Here is a 16122-nt window from a genome sequence, read left to right on the forward strand (position 1 = left end):
ATGCAGTTTGAGTCCTTTGCCGATTTTTTAGCTATGGGTGGCTATGCGTTTTACGTATGGCTGTCGTTTGGCGTTACTTTTGTGGCAATGGCCATAATCGCCGTACAAAGTTTTATAAAGCATCGCGGCCTTTTAAAGCAGGTGGTGGTGGAAAAAGAACGCAAAGTGCGCATTAAAAAAGCGCGACAGCAACAGCAAAACAACGCCTAGTTTAACGTTAAAAGTTAACTTGGCATTTATTTGCGTTTTTATCGTTTATTAGTTTTTTCGAAGTGAGAGTTGCATGAACCCGAGACGAAAGCAGCGATTGACCGTAGTAGGAATTATCGGTTTTTTAGTAGTAAGTGCAATTGGATTGATGCTTTACGCTCTAAACGACAGTATTGACCTTTTTTATACGCCCAGCGAAATTATTGAAGGCAAAAATGGACAAAAACCACAAGTAGGCCAGCGTCTTCGTATAGGCGGTATGGTGGTACCTGGTAGTGTGAAACGGGATCAAGAGAGTTTGGCTGTGAGCTTCGACCTAATCGATACTGGTCCAATGGTTACCGTGACTTATACAGGTATCTTGCCTGATTTGTTCCGCGAAGGTCAGGGCATTGTGGCAACGGGGATACTTACCGGCGAGAAGAATATCAAAGCGCAGGAAGTACTTGCTAAACACGATGAAGAATACATGCCACCTGAGCTGGCAGAAAAAATGAAAGGCATTAAACACGTTAAACCTGACAGTATACCTTCTTACGAGTCGTCTAACGGCACTGGAGGCAAATAATTTATGGTGCCTGAGATTGGAAATATAGCGCTAACGCTAGCGTTGGTATTGTCTATTTTATTAGCAGTTTATCCTCTATGGGGGGCTCACCGTCAGCACGAAGCGTTAATGGCAACGGCCAAACCGTTAGCCATTGGCTTGTTTACGTTTACGCTTATTGCCTATGTGTGCTTGACCTATGCGTTTGTCACCGACGACTTTAGTGTGGCCTATGTGGCACAGCACTCAAATAGCCGGCTTCCTATTTACTATAAAATTACCGCTGTATGGGGCGGTCATGAAGGTTCATTCCTACTGTGGGTATTGATGCTTTCAATCTGGACAGTGGCAGTGGCGATATTCAGCAAGGGTATTCCACTTGCTATGGTCGCACGGGTGCTATCGGTATTGGGCATGGTTGGCATTGGTTTTTACTTATTTATGCTGCTTACCTCTAACCCTTTTAACAGCATGCTGCCGTTTTTCCCTGTAGATGGGCGAGATCTTAATCCGCTGTTGCAAGATTTTGGTATGATCATTCACCCGCCTATGCTTTATATGGGCTACGTAGGCTTTTCTGTCGCTTTCGCGTTTGCTATTTCGGCGCTTATTTCTGGTCAGTTAGATTCAACCTGGGCGCGTTGGTCAAGGCCTTGGGTTATCTCTGCCTGGGCGTTTCTCACAGTGGGCATTGCACTAGGTAGCTGGTGGGCGTATTACGAACTTGGCTGGGGCGGCTGGTGGTTCTGGGACCCAGTAGAAAATGCCTCGTTTATGCCTTGGTTGGTAGGTACGGCCCTGATGCACTCGCTGGCAGTGACCGAAAAGCGAAAGGCGTTTAAATCATGGACCGTGCTACTTGCAATTGCCGCATTTAGTTTGAGTTTATTAGGTACCTTTTTAGTACGTTCCGGGGTCATCGTTTCGGTGCACTCTTTTGCAAGCGATCCTACTCGAGGCTTGTTCATCTTAGGCATATTGATTGTACTTAGCGGTTTTGGGTTGCTGCTTTATGCCATGCGTGCGGCTTCGCTTAAAAGCCCTGGCCGCTATCAAGCATTTTCCCGTGAAGTGCTGTTGATGGGCAACAATGTCTTTTTGTGCGCAGCAACACTGGTTGTCTTGTTGGGTACACTACTGCCACTTGTACACAAAGAGTTAGGCTTAGGCAGTATTTCCGTGGGCGCTCCATTCTTTAACCAAATGTTCACCTTGTTGATTGTGCCCTTTGTACTGATGCTAGGGCTTGGTCCGCTAACACGTTGGAAGCAGCAAAAAGCGAGCGAACTGCAAAAACAACTTTTGGTTGCAGGTGGAATTGCGCTAAGTGCAGGTGTGCTAGTGAACTTTGCCTACGACGAACCAACTTACATGGGTGTACTGGGAATGGTGTTGGTGTTTTGGATCCTCGTCACCACAGTGCAAGAAGTCATGCAGCGTTTATCAGCTATGCCTTCAAGTGGCTCTGATAATGCATCGGTACTATCTAAACTTCGCAAACTTACGCCAAGCCACTGGGGCATGGTGTTGGGCCACGTTGGCTTTGCCATTTGTATCATTGGTATTACCCTTGTTTCAAACTACGAAATGGAGCGGGATGTTCGCATGGACATTGGCGATACCGTTTCTTTAGGTGGTTATGATTTTAATTTCAAAGACGTACGTAAAGTACAAGGACCGAACTTTGACGCGGACAAGGGCGTATTCGACGTTTATAAAAACGGCGAATTAATAGCGCATTTAGAGCCTGAGAAACGTTTGTATATAGTTCAGCGCATGCCAATGACGGAAGCGGCTATCCATTCAAACCTAGCACGAGACTTATTTATTGCCATGGGAGAACCGTTAGACAAAGGTGCTTGGGCCATTCGTATTTACATTAAACCGTTTGTTATCTGGTTATGGGCTGGCGCGGTAGTAATGGCGATAGGCGGCATTTTCTCCATTAGTGACAAGCGTTATCGTATGGCTAAGGTGAAAAAGATAAAGCGAGTATTTGGTGGCAATAATGACGCGAACTCGTCGACAGGTAATGAGCAAGCACCTGTTGTTTCTGATGCTTCAGTGAAAGGGGACGCATAATGAAAAAAGCTCCACTTGTTGCCATTCCATTGGTGCTGTTTTCTTTGCTGGTTATTTTCTTATTTAAAGGGCTTTTTTCTGACCCTAGAGAGCTAGACTCTCAAGTTCAGGATAAGACGTTACCTGCATTCTCACTGCCAGATCTTATGCAGCCAGACATTACCTATACCCCAGAAGATTTAAAAGGAAAGGTGACTATCTTAAATGTATGGGGTGTATGGTGCGTGACCTGCGCTGTCGAAATGCCGTACCTTACTCAGCTTAAGAACGAGCAAAATGTTCACATTGTGGGGTTGTATTTCGACCAGGATTTAGACCCAGACTTTGGCACAAAAACACTGAGCCGTGTTCAGCAAGAAGTTACCGACATGCTCAGCCGTTACGGTAACCCTTACGCGTATAATATTTTTGATGTCTATCGCGATACGTCGCTCGACCTTGGAGTAACAGGAGCGCCAGAACACTTTGTTATCGACGCTGAAGGCATTATTCGCATGCATCATATAGGCGATATTAACGAGCGCGTGTGGAATTCAAAAGTTGGGCCGCTTTACAATAAGCTTGTTGCCGAAGCGTCTGGCAAAGTAAGTGAAGATAGGAAAGTGGACGTTGATGCTGTAATGAGTGATGGCCAAAGTGTTCAAGGAGGTGAGTGAGGATGTTAGCTAGAAATGCTACTCATATACCTTGTAGAGCCTACAAGGTTGATACAGATGTGCATGTTGCTCACAATATAACTATTAACTTTTCCGTTTATAAAACGCTAGTGACTAGTGTTTTTGCCCTTTTGCTGATAGTTGGCGCTTTCTCGGTACACGCCGCTGAAGATAAATTTACCTTCGACACTTCAGCGCAACGTGAGAGCTTTTTAAAACTTACCGCTGAACTGCGTTGCCCAATGTGTCAAAACCAGAATATTGCAGATAGCGACGCCATGATTGCCCACGACATGCGCCGAAAAGTATACACCTTACTCAAACAGGGCAAAACAGAGCAGGAAGTCATTGAATTTATGAAGTCGCGCTATGGCGACTTTGTACATTACCAACCGCCTGTTACGGCTGCGACACTTTGGCTTTGGGCTGGCCCCGTATTGTTTATATTCATTGCCTTGTTGGTTGTAATTCGCCGGAAATCGGTAACGCCACCTGAAGATATGGCCGCTAAGTTAGCCAAAGCAGACAAAATGTTGGAGCAAGAGAAAGAATGAGTTGGTCTGAGTTTTATATTATTGTTTCAGGCTTAATCACGCTTGTTCTTTTAATTGTCGCTTTTCCATGGCTTCGCAATAAAAATCACGCAAAACAAGACAGTTTAAGCAATACGCAAATTGTTAAGCAGCGCCTTGCTGAACTTGACCGCGAGGTGCAAGAAGGGCTTATTAGTGAGCACGACAAGCGTCAGGCGGTTGATGAACTTAAACTGGCGCTAGTGGATGAAAGTGCATTTCACCAAAACAAAACCGGTAACGCTAAATTGCCACTGGCAATAGGTGGTCTACTTGCTGTGTTATGTGGAGCAATTGTGTATTCGCAGGTTAACCAGATGGAACGTGTTGCGAGAGCCCAGCAGTCTATTGAAGCGCTACCCGAACTGAGTCAGCAACTTGCCAGCGGTAACGCGAACAATTTGACTCAGCAAGATATCGCAAGCCTTTCCTTAGCTATACGCCAGCGTTTGCGAGAAGAGCCCGAAGACGATACAGGCTGGATGTATTTTGGCAGATTGATGCTGAGTGTTGGGCAAGAAGTGCAGGCTATTGAGGCTATTGATAAAGCTGTGAGCTTGGCACCTTCTAATTCAGCTAATCGTATTACACTTGCTCAGGCTTTAATGACCACGGGTGATGTAAATAACTTGGAACGTGCGCAATCTATCTTATTAGGCTTGCTTAATGATAACCCTGAGAATGATAATCTCGCGCTTATGATGGCAGTGGTGTCGGCTCAACTTGGTGATCTTAATAATACTCGCCGTTTTTATCAGCAAGTTGAAGGCAAACTGCCAGCAGATAGCGATATGGCCCAGCGTTTGGTTGCACGTATAAAAGAGCTAGAAGGAAATACCAGTGAAATGGTAGCGTTACAAAGCTCGGATGCAAAACCTACGGATGAGACGGATGTACAAGGCGATAACAAGGAAGCCGTTACCGGTTTTACTATCACCGTTAACTTGTCCGACAACGCTGAAGTAAGCGCGCCTAAAGAAGGCTTTTTAATTGTGTTTGCTCAAGATGCCAACTCAGATAATAGAATGCCTGCTGCAGTGGTTAAGTTGCCAATAAAAGACTTTCCGGTCTCTGTAACATTAACTACCGAAAACGCTATGATGCAACAATTTACGCTAGCTGCGCTTTCTGATGTAGTGGTTACCGCAAGGCTATCGGAAGATGGTAATGTGGCAGTTTCGAAAGGTGAATGGCAGGGGAGTGTGAGTGCAAGCGTTACTGCCAACGAAATATCTTCACTAAGCGTTATTATTGATAAGGAATTATAAGTATGGAACTGTCTAAATCACTCGCAACCGGCTTGATTGTTGCGGCAAGTCTTCTAGGTGGCTGTGCGAGTAACCATACTCAAGATCAGGCTCAAGCATATTCTCAAGACGCTGGGTCAAACGAGGCTGTAGTGGATACATCGGACCCACGGGATCCCCTTGAACCGGTTAACCGCGAGATTTGGGACTTCAACTGGGATGTATTGGATGCCTATATTTTACGCCCTATCACAGTTACCTACGTTACCGTGATGCCTCAGCCTGCACGAACTGGTTTGGTGAACATCACGGATAACCTACAAGAGCCTGCAAACTTTTTGAATAATATGTTTCAAGGCAAGGTTGATGATGGCTTAGATAGCTTGGCTCGCTTTTTAATTAACACCACAGTAGGGTTAGTTGGCACCTTTGATGTCGCGTCAAAAATTGGCATTGAGCGTAAACGCGAGCAGTTTGGTGAAACTCTGGCTGTGTGGGGTGTTGATACAGGGCCTTTCTTAATGCTGCCCTTTTTAGGCCCAAGCGATCCGCGAAGCTTTACCGGTGATTATGTTGACGGTTTTGCGTTTCCAATGTCGTTACTCGAAGGTTCCGTAAACTTAGCGCGCATTGGTATTTCGGTACTGGAAACAAGAGCTCAATTACTTGATCAAGAGGCGCAACTAGAGCAGTCCGTTGATGACTATGCTTTTGTGAAAAATGCTTACTTTGAAAACTTGGAGTTTCGCGTTACCGACGGAAAAAGCGGCGATAAAGCTATTGATGATGAGCAGCTAGACGACTTTGCTGATTTTGAAGCAATGCTGGAAGGCAATGACTTTGATAGCTATGAAGAAGCGTCAGAGGAAGCTGTCGACGAGCCTACAAATTCAGAAGATGCGTCAGCTGATGACAGTGAAAAAGCTAAGCTAAAAGAAAAAGACTCGAAGTCGAAAGACGGCAAATAGAGAAAGAGTAATAAATAAAACGAAGTTGGATAAGGTTCGGGGGCCAGGGGGTATTTATTATTATCTAATCTAAACCTTGACCTTAACCTCAACGCCAGCCTAGCGATATATACGCGCAAAAAAGCCATGCTCGACAGCATGGCTTTTTAGTATGTGAATAAGCCTATTGGCAGCGTTCAAACGCCAAGCTAGTCCTTTGGATAGCCCATTGGGTTTTGCGATTGCCAATTCCATGTGTCTGCACACATGTCTTCTAAGCCTTTTTCTGCATGCCAATTGAGCTCTGTGGCAGCTTTAGTTGGGTCGGCATAACAGGCTGCTACGTCACCGCTTCTGCGTGGAGCAACTTTATAAGGCACAGTTTTACCCGAACCTTTTTCGAAAGCTTTAATCATTTCGATGACTGAATAGCCTTGACCCGTACCTAGATTGTATTTATCTAGCCCCATATTTAGGTTAAGTCGATCGAGCGCTTTTAAGTGACCGTTTGCAAGATCTACAACATGGATGTAGTCGCGAACGCCAGTGCCATCAACAGTATCGTAATCATCACCAAATACGCTTAGTTGCTCTAGCTTACCGGTGGCTACCTGAGAGATATAAGGCATTAAGTTGTTTGGAATGCCGTTAGGGTCTTCACCAATTTGGCCAGACTCATGCGCGCCAACTGGGTTAAAGTAGCGAAGTAATACTATGTTCCATTCGTTGTCCGATACGTAAAGATCGCTAAGCATATGTTCAACCATTAGCTTAGACATACCATAAGGGTTTGTCGGTTGGCCTGTAGCCATATCTTCGCGTAGCGGTAGCGATGCTGGGTCGCCGTAAACCGTAGCAGATGAGCTAAATACGATATTCTTCACATTGTGCTTCTGCATAGCTTTACATAGCGTTAGCGTGCCATACACGTTGTTTTCATAGTATGACAGTGGCTTTTGTACAGATTCGCCAACGGCTTTTAAACCGGCAAAGTGAATAACAGCATAAATGTTATGCTCGCTGAAGATGTCATCTAAAACAGCAGTGTCGCGAATATCGCCTTGCACAAATGTCACCGATTTGCCCGTCAGTGTTTCCACGCGACGCAACGACTCAGCACTTGAATTGGCTAGGTTGTCCAGTACGACAACGCCGTAGTTTTGTTCAAGTAACTGTAGAACTGTGTGGCTACCTATATAGCCGGCACCACCAGTGACTAGGATGGTCTTCATGCATTCTCCTTGCTAGACGGTTGCGCAATGTATTTAGCGCATATGGAATATTGAATAGGTTTTATAACCAATGGATAAACTAAAAATACCACAAAAGCCCAGAGTAACGAGGTCCAATTTGATGCGGTTTGAAGAATAAGAGCAAACACAGGCACGATAACAAGTAGCTTTAGAACATTCAGTAAGGTCTTTTCTGGAACCGTAAGCCGTTTAGCTGCCTTGTCGAGCAACTTAACGCGCTCTGTTAAAGGAAGACCTTGTAAGGCAGGAATGTCTCTTGTAGAAAAATAAAACTTCATAGGTTTGCTCTAAGCCTTTATTTCGAAACCTTAAATAAAAAAACCGCCGGAACGTTACGTCGCGGCGGTTATTGTAGGGTAATTGGTTAACACTTAAAACATGCTAACAATAAATTACGCTTTTTCTTCAATACCTGCTTTTTCCCAGAAACGAGACTTAAAGCTCATTAAACCAATCACGATAGCAATAGCTATACTGAATAGGGCAATTTGAAGATACAGGTCTGGCATCTGCTCAACCTTCTCTGGATCAAAGTTACCAGAAAGCAGGCCAGCAATAATGTTACCGATAGAGTAGGTTAGTACAAACACCCCCATCATTTGTCCTGCAAAACGCTTAGGCGAAAGCTTACTTACGGCGCTTAGTGCAACTGGGCTTAGGCAAAGCTCACCAACAGTATGCAAGAAGTATGTTGTAACAAGCCACATAGGCGCAACTTTAAGGCCTTGAGCAGCGTATTGTGACGCCATAAACATTACTAAGAAGCCCGATGCCATGATAACGATACCAATAGCACACTTGATGGTGTACGACGGGTCAATCATTCGCTTAGCAAGGTTAATCCAAAGGGCGGCGAAGAAAGGCGACAAAATGATAATGAATAGCGAGTTTGAAAGCTGGAACCATACGGTTGGAATTGCATCCATTCCGAATAGGGACGTAATAAGCGAACCGCTTTCAAGTACACGGTCGGTATAGTTCTGAGCGAATAGGTTGAGTGAAGAGCCAGCCTGTTCAAAACCAGACCAGAAACAGGCTGATGCAACACAAACTAAGAACAGCGCCCACATGCGCTTCTTCTCGTTGTCGCTTAGTTGGCCTTTAAAATAAATAAAGCCGAAATAAAGGAAGAAGATGACCGTAAAGGCAACGGCAACCTGTTGAGCAAGGGCAACAGGCTCAATAACGATGGTACCCATGTGCGCAAGTACAATAACCACAACTGCGAGTGCAACTACTGCCCATACGCCCATCCATGCACGCTGTTTAGCCGCGCCTTGATATGGGTTGGCTGGTGCCACAGAATCAGCCGATAACGAACGGTTGCTGAAGTAATATTGAATTAGGCCAATAGCCATACCAATAGCAGCTGCACCGAATGCATAGTGCCAGCCCCAATTTTCCTGTAAGTAACCGGTAACTAGGTAGGCGATGAGTGAACCTATATTGATACCCATGTAATACAGCGCATAGCCACTGTCACGACGGCCATCATCCTCACCATATTGCTGACCGACCATGGCTGAAATATTGGGTTTAAGTAAGCCAGTGCCTGAAGCCACAAGAATTAGGCCGACAAAGAATAAATTTTGTAAGTCTATCGCAAGCACTACGTGACCTGCGAAAATGATAATACCGCCGTACCATACGGCGTTCTTACCACCAATTAAGCGGTCAGCTAGCCAACCACCTGGCAACCCTAAAAAGTATACCGCGCCAGTGTATAGGCCGTAGATAGCGCCAGCCGTTGCAACGGTAAAACCTAACCCTTGGGTTTGTAAGCTTGCTGTCATGAAAAGAACAAGTAGCGCGCGCATGCCGTAGTAACTCATGCGCTCCCACATTTCTGTAAAGAATAGCGTTCTTAGGCCCCCTGGATGGCCGAAAAAGCTAGTATCGTTAGATGGTTTCATAATTATATTTTAATTCCATATTGCTTATGGTTGTTATTGTAGAGCACTTATAGGATAGGCTCTTTGATAGTAGTCCGTAAGGCGGATAGCTTCTTATACTAGAGCTTGCTTAAAGACACAAGATTTGGGCGACAAACTACATTAAAGCGGTGTCAATTGACCAAGTCTTAATCGACTTAGCCAATTGACAAAAGGGTTTGCTGAAAGGGAGCCCCTAAAGTTCGCGGATGGTCGCCACTACAATTCTTACAATTCCGTAAATAAGCAGCAATGACACACCGAAAAGAACCAGGTTATAGATTACCGTTGGGTAAGCATTATCGTCTGGAAGGGTAGGCGATTCTACCGTGACCAAGTGTTGCAGCTTTTGATATGCCTCTACGCGCGCATTCTCAAGGGTGATAAGCGATGACGAGTAAGCTTGAATAGCCAACTGAAGCTGAACCTGCAGGTTGCTGTATTGTGCCATAAGCTCACTCACTGACAGTGCCTCGCTTTCACCTTCAGCAGTACTGATTCGCTCTTTCTGCTTTTCTACTTCTTTTTGAAGTGCAGCTATTTCACGCTTAATGTTAATCACTTCAGGTGCAACGTTAGACATCATGGTCGACATGGTACTTAGCTCAGCCTTTTTCTGGGCAAGGGTTGCTTCTAATGAAAAAGCAATCTGCTGAAACGCTGCTCCTTCAGCAGTAGGGTCAAGCACGTTGTATTTAGATTGAAAACCTAAAATTTCCGTCTTTGCTTGTTGAAGTTTTTGTTCAACAATCTCATGTTCACCTTTAGCAAAAGTGAGCTTTGATTTCGCCAAGTTGTTATTGATGTTGTTGATAAACTCTTCTGCCTTATCAACAATAGCCTGGTTGATTATTTGCGCATATTCCGCATCAAATGCACGGGTACGCAGGCTAATTACAGAAGACGCTGAATCGACGCTTACCTCAATATGATTTAAGTAAAACTGATAAAAGTCTTCTTGCTTATGAGAAGATGACAGGCCGCTAAACATATCAGCTTTGTCTGACATGTAATGCTCTCGAAGGCCAATAGTCTCATCTAGGTACTTAATCATATCGGCAGATTGAATATAAGCTTCTACAAGCTGACTTTCTGTGCCGCCTGATGCACCAGAAACACCAGCAGCCATCAATAGGGAAGATGGGTCAAAGCTGCTGCCGCCATCGCTTGATTTAACGATAAGCTGACTTTTACTTTCGTATTGTGGTGCCGCCCATAGAACAAGATAGGCGGCGTAAAGTACCCATGGAAGTACAAGCAACAGCATTTTGTGTTTACTTAGAAGGGCATTGAGCTGTGTAAGAGATTTTTCCACTGTGATTTGAACCTATTTAAGTGATTTCTTATTGTCTGCATCCTGCGTATAAACGTCGATGCCTTCTTCGAGATCGTGATAATAAGTGAGTTTTCCATCGTCAATGATGACGGCAGAAGTACAGAATTCGCGAATTTGGTCAAGTTCATGGCTAACCATAATGACCCCGGCTTGCTCACTCTTTTCCTTAAGCGATAAACGTGCTTTTTTTCTAAAAAGCGGATCGCCTACTGATGTCGCTTCATCGATAAGGTAAATATCGAAATTAATATTCATGCAGCACGCAAACACCAATTTGGCACGCATGCCCGACGAGTAAGTGCGAACGGGAAGATCAAAGCGTTTACCTAACTCAGCGAACTGTTGCACCTTTTCTTCGTATTCAGGGAGGGATTTAACGTTATTGATCCGTCCCACAAAGCGCGTGTTTTCACGCCCGGTCATTTGCGGGTGCACACCGGTTTGCAGAGCCACCGGCCACGACATCGATTTGTTCGTTAAAACACGGCCTTTGTCGGGGTATTCACTTTTCGCTAGCATGCGGAACAGGGTTGACTTACCCGCACCATTTTTACCTAAAATTGCGACGTTATTCTCGGTTGGAAAATCAAAATTTAAGTTTTTAAATATATACTGAGGGCCCATTTTACTGGGATAGCTCTTTGTTAAGTTTTCTATTCTGATCATCGAGATAGCACCCTCTTCCACGTGATGTGGTACATCGAAAGGCTTAGAAATAAAAAAGCGATGGTAATTTCTACAATAAAACTTAACGACACCCCTTTGGTCCCGTAGGACTCGAAGCATGCATAGCGCGCGAGCTCATTGAAATGTACAAGCGGGTTCCACGTCAGATACGGCCAATACTCTTCGGGCAAGTCTTGCAAGCTGAAAAATACGCACGAAATAAACATTAACGGGCGAGTTAGCATTGATTTAATTTTATCGACTTCTGGTACGAATGCGGCAGCGATGGCAAAAATCATCCCAATGGATATAGAGAATACCCATAAAAGTAGAAATAAAGATATCAGCAGCAATGGGTCGTTTACCGTAAAGGTCTCACCCATCAAGTAAAGCGCAAGGCATAGTAATGCGACAACCACTACCTTTACAGAAAACTCGAGGAAGCCGGCTGTGAGTATTGCTGAAATAGGTTGAACCTGTCTGAACGCATAGAGCGGCTTATTTCTTCGTACAGATGTTGAGACTGACTGTAGGCATGTAGTCAAAGACTGCAGGCCGACCATTCCTATCATCATAAATAGAAAGAGAGGAATAGAGTGGATATCATCGCCACTGATCAGTCCGCGCAGGTATGACAGCGCGAAAATAAATGCAAAGGGCTCTAAAAATGCCCATCCCAAGCCAAACTTATCGTTAAATTTACTTTGAAGCTCACGCAGGAAAAGCGCAAAAATAACGCCTCTCCATGCATAGAGCTGATCTTTAAACGTTACCATGCTTAGTTAGTAGCAACGTTAGCTGCAATAGCAATTTGATAAACGATTTGGGTAATATCTTTAACAGCTTGCAGTACTTTGGTATCAATTGCAGGCAGAACGATAATCTGATCCCCTGGCTCAAGCTTGCTTTCATCGCTTGAAAGGAATGAGTCGTTCACGCTTGAAAAAGTAACGTTCCCATTTTTGCGAACAATAAGTATACGCTCGTCTTCAGCGCGTTCAGTAAAGCCGCCAGCCCAAGCTACGTAATCTTCAGTAGTTGCATCTGGGTTAAATACTACAGATTGTGGTAGTAGTACTTCACCGCCTACATGTATCAAGTCAGTCACTTCAGGAATGACGATGGTGTCATTAGGTTCAAGCAGAATATTCGCTATGTCGCCGTTTTCAGATACAACAACACGGCCTTGTGGCTCTACTTGCCTTGCTCGAGCTATAAAGTCTGCAACAAGCTGTGCTTCTTGAGCGCGTATAGCACCTTCACCCGTCGAGCTTATCGGAGCGGTATACATGCTTCTCTCAAGACGCTGTAGACCTTCTTCAATGATTTCCTTTTGCTTAACGGCAACACTTTCTCTAAGTAGGTAGATATTTTGCGTGTCAGAGAGCGTGGTATCAGCTTCAATATGATCTAACACGTCAAGTAAGCGTGCGCCTTTATCAACCATGATTTGTGATGCACCTGCGAAGGCGCCAGCAACATTGATTCGATATATTTGCGGCTCGTGATCCGCAATGTATTCTACCGTGTCGCCTGCGCTTAGCTCTAAAGAAGCGAACTCTTTTAAATCTAGGTAGCGTGCGAACTGTTTATTATTGCGAACACCTGATACTGAGGCATGAGAAGCGAATTCACCAGGTCGTGCAAAGTAATTAACCACGCCACCGTTAAGCTCTTCATTTAAAAATTCAAAGGTAAAGCTATTGCGAGCACCGGTTTCAACAACGATAGTGTTGCCAATTGGGTGCACTAAAATGGTGTCGCCGTCTTTGAAGGATACTTCTGGAAGCTTTCCACTTCTAAAAAAGGCATACAAGTCTGCAGATGCGACGACCTTACCATTGCGAACGACATCTATTTGCCTAAAACTGCCGCGCTGGAAATCGATGCCGCCTGCACGTTTTAAATAATAAAGCACGCTATCTGAAGCAAGGCCGGCGTATTGACCGGGGCGCAATACTGGCCCTGATACAAATATGGACACCGGGGTCGACGTAAGAAGGTTTACGTAAACATTCACATCATTGGTATACACCTGCCTGATTTTCGCTGTAACCGTTTGGTTAACGCTTCCTGCTGGTGTATTTGCGACTCGGATAGGGCCAATATTAGGAATAAAAATATTGCCTTGGTTATCTACGGTAACTACGCTAGAGAAATTGACCGCGCCCCATAGCCAAATATTTATTTTATCACCCGGCGCCACTAAATAATTGTCGTTTAAGCCTGAACTGCGCTCTGACTCAAAGCCACCAATAAATAGGTTCGCAGCAAATGGCGGATTTTCCATAGGGGGTTGGGCAGGAAAAACCGTTTCAATAGTAGGTTCTCCAGGTAAATTTACACCGTTTCGCGGCTGAGTGGAAAATTGCCCCATCGAGTTTGCAGTACCTGTGGCGCCCGGCAGAGTTCGCTGTGTCGAGATACTAAGAGGAGAGACTGACTGCGCAGCGCCTCCGCTTTGCGATTGTTGAGCCCTTTCTCTTAGCTGCTGTAGTTGTTCGACACTTTGTGCGAAAACAGGTTGCAAAAGAAGGCAGCCAACTACTGCTGAACATGCTGTTACTGAAAGCGTTTTGATTGTGTTTTTTATATCCATAAACTTCATTAACTTATTCACCTTGCGCGGTTGCCGAAACTACGAGAGGAGAAACGACTTTCCATCGCCCATCCCGCTGGCAAGTGGTTACTTTGCGCTGCGCGCCCGTCGGAACCGAGTCACTGTCTTGTAAAGAAAAGCGGATACACTTATTGCCGGTGGCTGAAATGTAGTGTTTGGTGGCTGCGTAATCATAGTCACCAAAACGTATTGAAAAAGATTCTTTTTTATCGAAATAAATGTTGGCTTTTGGAATATTTATTGCAGACTCTTTTTCCGGTGCTAGGGAATATGCAAGAGAAGAGTGCACCAAGGGTATGTCAGCTTCGGTAACTGTCGGTGAGTTTGTACACCCTGCGGCGCTCACAATTAATGCGAACGGAAAAATTAAACGTTGGAATTGTTTGAACATTAGCTTTCATATCCATATAGCAATTTCGCGCTAGGATAACACAAGTTTTAAAAAAAGCATGTTTGCTATCGCAGTGGCGCTAAGGTTTAAGACTTCAAAATGACTATATTGTTATTGGAAAGTTCACAATGAGTAGGAAATTTAATAGTTAGTGAAATAATTGCGCTTGTGGTACGTCTACATTTTGTATTTGCGAGTAACTGAGATGTCACGAAACGGCTTCATGTGGCAGTTAGCGTAATATTTGTGCGTGGTAAGCGCAGCTAAAACTGTAACTATTACGAAATGTTTTGAAACGATAATTTTGCGATTGGGGTGGTTACTTAAACAAATGTTTTATATCATATGGCAGTTTTCGACCCGCATAGTTATAACGATAAACCCTCACCGCGCTGGAAGAAATGGAAGTTGTACAAATATGGAATCGATATTGAGCTTTTTAAACAAATTTACAAGTGCATTGGTCAGGCTGGAAAACTCGCGTGTTTCGGTAACCGGTGACGAGAGGTTGTGTGTTTTATGCTAGCGTACTTGCAGTTCGTCCCGCTTTTTACTGCATTTTTCGTAGCCCTAATTCTTTTAGTGGTGATGACGCCTCTAGCGCATCAGTTTGGTTTAGTTGATCAACCTACAGCACGTAAGCGCCACGCAGGTATTGTCCCTTTAACAGGGGGCGTGGCTATATTTATGGCTGTACTTGTTGCAAGCGTCGCCACCGATGTGTGGATGAAAAATAACCCGCTATTTTTTACCGCATCTGCTTTTGTAGTTTTGCTTGGTATGCTGGACGACCGCTTTGACTTAAGTGCGAAAGGTCGCCTCATGTGTCAATTTGGTGTGGCCGCCATTATGGCATGGAGCGCGCAAAATTATATTACGTCGTTAGGCAATATCTTTGGCACTGGCGAGGTGCTTCTCGACCTCGGAGGCTATTTCTTCACCATCATTTGTGTTGTCGGTGTTATCAATGCATTTAACATGATAGACGGCATTGATGGTCTTGCAGGCGGTATGAGCCTGGTTATATTGCTTACCGTGGCAGGTTTTTTAATTTTCACTGGCAATGGCGTCTCTATTATGGAGCCACTTATTATTGTGGCTGCTATTGTTCCTTTCTTGGCGTTTAACCTGAGTTGGAAAGGGTTCAAAGGGAACAAGATATTTATGGGCGATGCAGGCAGTATGTTTGTCGGCCTCACCATTGTATGGCTACTTGTTGATCACACCCAAGGTGAAACGGCTGCGTTTAGACCTATAACGGCGGTGTGGCTTGTTGGGCTTCCCTTGATGGATATGGCTGCAATCATGTACCGTCGAGCGCGCAAGGGGCAGTCTATGTTGAAACCAGACAGGCAGCACCTTCACAACATTTTCATGCGAGCAGGGTTAAGCAGTAGGCAGTCACTGGTTGCAATATTGTGCCTAGGCGCGTGCTATTGCCTTATCGGTATATTAGGCGAAGTTTATCAAGTACCTGAAGCGTTTATGTTCTATGGTTTTATTGGGCTTCTAGTCGTCTATAGTCTTGTGATTCAGCATATATGGAGCGTACTTCGCTTTATTAAGCAAGTCAGGACCTAGATTCGGTAAAACCCATAGCAGGTTGCATAAAATCTCTGTAACATACTGTCGAAAAAGAAGCGCGTAAAAGCGCTTTTATTTCC

At 44.6% G+C, this 16122-nt stretch carries 16 protein-coding genes; 8 read left to right on the forward strand and 8 right to left on the reverse strand.

The window, feature by feature from the left end:
- The 7 genes from ccmD (at window position 1) to ACYX4W_RS07790 (ending at window position 6282) form a co-directional block, all read left to right on the forward strand.
- Window positions 1-210, forward strand: a complete 210-nt coding sequence (ccmD, locus tag ACYX4W_RS07760; RefSeq protein WP_476075190.1) for a heme exporter protein CcmD — start codon at window positions 1-3, stop codon at window positions 208-210.
- 73 nt (window positions 211-283) lie between these two features.
- Window positions 284-778, forward strand: a complete 495-nt coding sequence (gene ccmE / locus ACYX4W_RS07765) for a cytochrome c maturation protein CcmE (protein WP_476075191.1) — start codon at window positions 284-286, stop codon at window positions 776-778.
- Window positions 779-781: 3 nt separating this feature from the next.
- Window positions 782-2839, forward strand: a complete 2058-nt coding sequence (locus tag ACYX4W_RS07770; RefSeq protein WP_476075192.1) for a heme lyase CcmF/NrfE family subunit — start codon at window positions 782-784, stop codon at window positions 2837-2839.
- The gene (locus ACYX4W_RS07775) at window positions 2839-3495 is read left to right on the forward strand and encodes a redoxin family protein (RefSeq protein ID WP_476075193.1); all 657 of its coding nucleotides are present in this window, start codon (window positions 2839-2841) and stop codon (window positions 3493-3495) included. Before ACYX4W_RS07770 ends, ACYX4W_RS07775 begins: the two co-directional genes overlap by 1 nt.
- 2 nt (window positions 3496-3497) lie before the next feature.
- The gene (locus tag ACYX4W_RS07780; protein WP_476075194.1) at window positions 3498-4049 is read left to right on the forward strand and encodes a cytochrome c-type biogenesis protein; all 552 of its coding nucleotides are present in this window, start codon (window positions 3498-3500) and stop codon (window positions 4047-4049) included.
- Window positions 4046-5335: a c-type cytochrome biogenesis protein CcmI gene (ccmI, locus tag ACYX4W_RS07785; protein ID WP_476075195.1), complete on the forward strand. Its 1290-nt coding sequence runs from the start codon at window positions 4046-4048 to the stop codon at window positions 5333-5335. Before ACYX4W_RS07780 ends, ccmI begins: the two co-directional genes overlap by 4 nt.
- Before the next feature lie 2 nt (window positions 5336-5337).
- Window positions 5338-6282, forward strand: a complete 945-nt coding sequence (locus ACYX4W_RS07790) for an MlaA family lipoprotein (protein ID WP_476075196.1) — start codon at window positions 5338-5340, stop codon at window positions 6280-6282.
- Window positions 6283-6470: 188 nt separating this feature from the next.
- On the opposite strand, the gene galE is transcribed toward ACYX4W_RS07790, so the two are convergent.
- From galE to ACYX4W_RS07830, 8 genes are all read right to left on the reverse strand, one after another.
- On the reverse strand, window positions 6471-7493 hold the full coding sequence (galE, locus tag ACYX4W_RS07795) for a UDP-glucose 4-epimerase GalE (RefSeq protein WP_474853921.1): 1023 nt from the start codon (window positions 7491-7493) through the stop codon (window positions 6471-6473).
- On the reverse strand, window positions 7490-7792 hold the full coding sequence (locus ACYX4W_RS07800; RefSeq protein WP_474808384.1) for a DUF6170 family protein: 303 nt from the start codon (window positions 7790-7792) through the stop codon (window positions 7490-7492). Before ACYX4W_RS07800 ends, galE begins: the two co-directional genes overlap by 4 nt.
- Before the next feature lie 114 nt (window positions 7793-7906).
- Window positions 7907-9427, reverse strand: coding sequence for a peptide MFS transporter (locus tag ACYX4W_RS07805; protein ID WP_476075197.1), 1521 nt, complete (start codon window positions 9425-9427; stop codon window positions 7907-7909).
- A gap of 214 nt (window positions 9428-9641) precedes the next feature.
- Window positions 9642-10760: a KpsE/RkpR family capsule polysaccharide export protein gene (locus ACYX4W_RS07810; RefSeq protein WP_474827432.1), complete on the reverse strand. Its 1119-nt coding sequence runs from the start codon at window positions 10758-10760 to the stop codon at window positions 9642-9644.
- 12 nt (window positions 10761-10772) lie between these two features.
- Window positions 10773-11447: an ABC transporter ATP-binding protein gene (locus ACYX4W_RS07815; protein ID WP_025254261.1), complete on the reverse strand. Its 675-nt coding sequence runs from the start codon at window positions 11445-11447 to the stop codon at window positions 10773-10775.
- Entirely contained in the window at window positions 11444-12223 is a 780-nt protein-coding gene (locus ACYX4W_RS07820) for an ABC transporter permease (RefSeq protein ID WP_476075198.1), read from the reverse strand. The genes ACYX4W_RS07815 and ACYX4W_RS07820 overlap by 4 nt, the downstream gene beginning before the upstream one ends.
- Window positions 12224-12225: 2 nt before the next feature.
- Window positions 12226-14055 (reverse strand): polysaccharide biosynthesis/export family protein, encoded by a 1830-nt coding sequence (locus tag ACYX4W_RS07825; protein ID WP_474853927.1) that lies wholly within the window; start codon window positions 14053-14055, stop codon window positions 12226-12228.
- Window positions 14056-14059: 4 nt separating this feature from the next.
- Complete coding sequence (locus ACYX4W_RS07830; protein WP_476075199.1) at window positions 14060-14458, reverse strand: hypothetical protein; 399 nt, start codon at window positions 14456-14458, stop codon at window positions 14060-14062.
- Window positions 14459-14977: 519 nt separating this feature from the next.
- On the opposite strand from ACYX4W_RS07830, the gene wecA reads away from it, so the two are divergent.
- The gene (gene wecA / locus ACYX4W_RS07835; RefSeq protein WP_476075200.1) at window positions 14978-16039 is read left to right on the forward strand and encodes a UDP-N-acetylglucosamine--undecaprenyl-phosphate N-acetylglucosaminephosphotransferase; all 1062 of its coding nucleotides are present in this window, start codon (window positions 14978-14980) and stop codon (window positions 16037-16039) included.
- Window positions 16040-16122: the final 83 nt, after the last annotated feature.

It is taken from the genome of Alteromonas sp. ABH4_454, from assembly GCF_056311775.1.

Excerpts from the sequence above, each read along its gene's own strand:
- ccmD (WP_476075190.1), top strand. The coding sequence starts at position 1 with ATGCAGTTTGAGTCCTTTGCCGATTTTTTAGCTATGGGTGGCTATGCG.
- ccmE (WP_476075191.1), top strand. The coding sequence starts at position 284 with ATGAACCCGAGACGAAAGCAGCGATTGACCGTAGTAGGAATTATCGGT.
- ACYX4W_RS07770 (WP_476075192.1), top strand. The coding sequence starts at position 782 with ATGGTGCCTGAGATTGGAAATATAGCGCTAACGCTAGCGTTGGTATTG.
- ACYX4W_RS07775 (WP_476075193.1), top strand. The coding sequence starts at position 2,839 with ATGAAAAAAGCTCCACTTGTTGCCATTCCATTGGTGCTGTTTTCTTTG.
- ACYX4W_RS07780 (WP_476075194.1), top strand. The coding sequence starts at position 3,498 with ATGTTAGCTAGAAATGCTACTCATATACCTTGTAGAGCCTACAAGGTT.
- ccmI (WP_476075195.1), top strand. The coding sequence starts at position 4,046 with ATGAGTTGGTCTGAGTTTTATATTATTGTTTCAGGCTTAATCACGCTT.
- ACYX4W_RS07790 (WP_476075196.1), top strand. The coding sequence starts at position 5,338 with ATGGAACTGTCTAAATCACTCGCAACCGGCTTGATTGTTGCGGCAAGT.
- galE (WP_474853921.1), bottom strand. The coding sequence starts at position 7,493 with ATGAAGACCATCCTAGTCACTGGTGGTGCCGGCTATATAGGTAGCCAC.
- ACYX4W_RS07800 (WP_474808384.1), bottom strand. The coding sequence starts at position 7,792 with ATGAAGTTTTATTTTTCTACAAGAGACATTCCTGCCTTACAAGGTCTT.
- ACYX4W_RS07805 (WP_476075197.1), bottom strand. The coding sequence starts at position 9,427 with ATGAAACCATCTAACGATACTAGCTTTTTCGGCCATCCAGGGGGCCTA.
- ACYX4W_RS07815 (WP_025254261.1), bottom strand. The coding sequence starts at position 11,447 with ATGATCAGAATAGAAAACTTAACAAAGAGCTATCCCAGTAAAATGGGC.
- ACYX4W_RS07820 (WP_476075198.1), bottom strand. The coding sequence starts at position 12,223 with ATGGTAACGTTTAAAGATCAGCTCTATGCATGGAGAGGCGTTATTTTT.
- ACYX4W_RS07825 (WP_474853927.1), bottom strand. The coding sequence starts at position 14,055 with ATGAAGTTTATGGATATAAAAAACACAATCAAAACGCTTTCAGTAACA.
- ACYX4W_RS07830 (WP_476075199.1), bottom strand. The coding sequence starts at position 14,458 with ATGTTCAAACAATTCCAACGTTTAATTTTTCCGTTCGCATTAATTGTG.
- wecA (WP_476075200.1), top strand. The coding sequence starts at position 14,978 with ATGCTAGCGTACTTGCAGTTCGTCCCGCTTTTTACTGCATTTTTCGTA.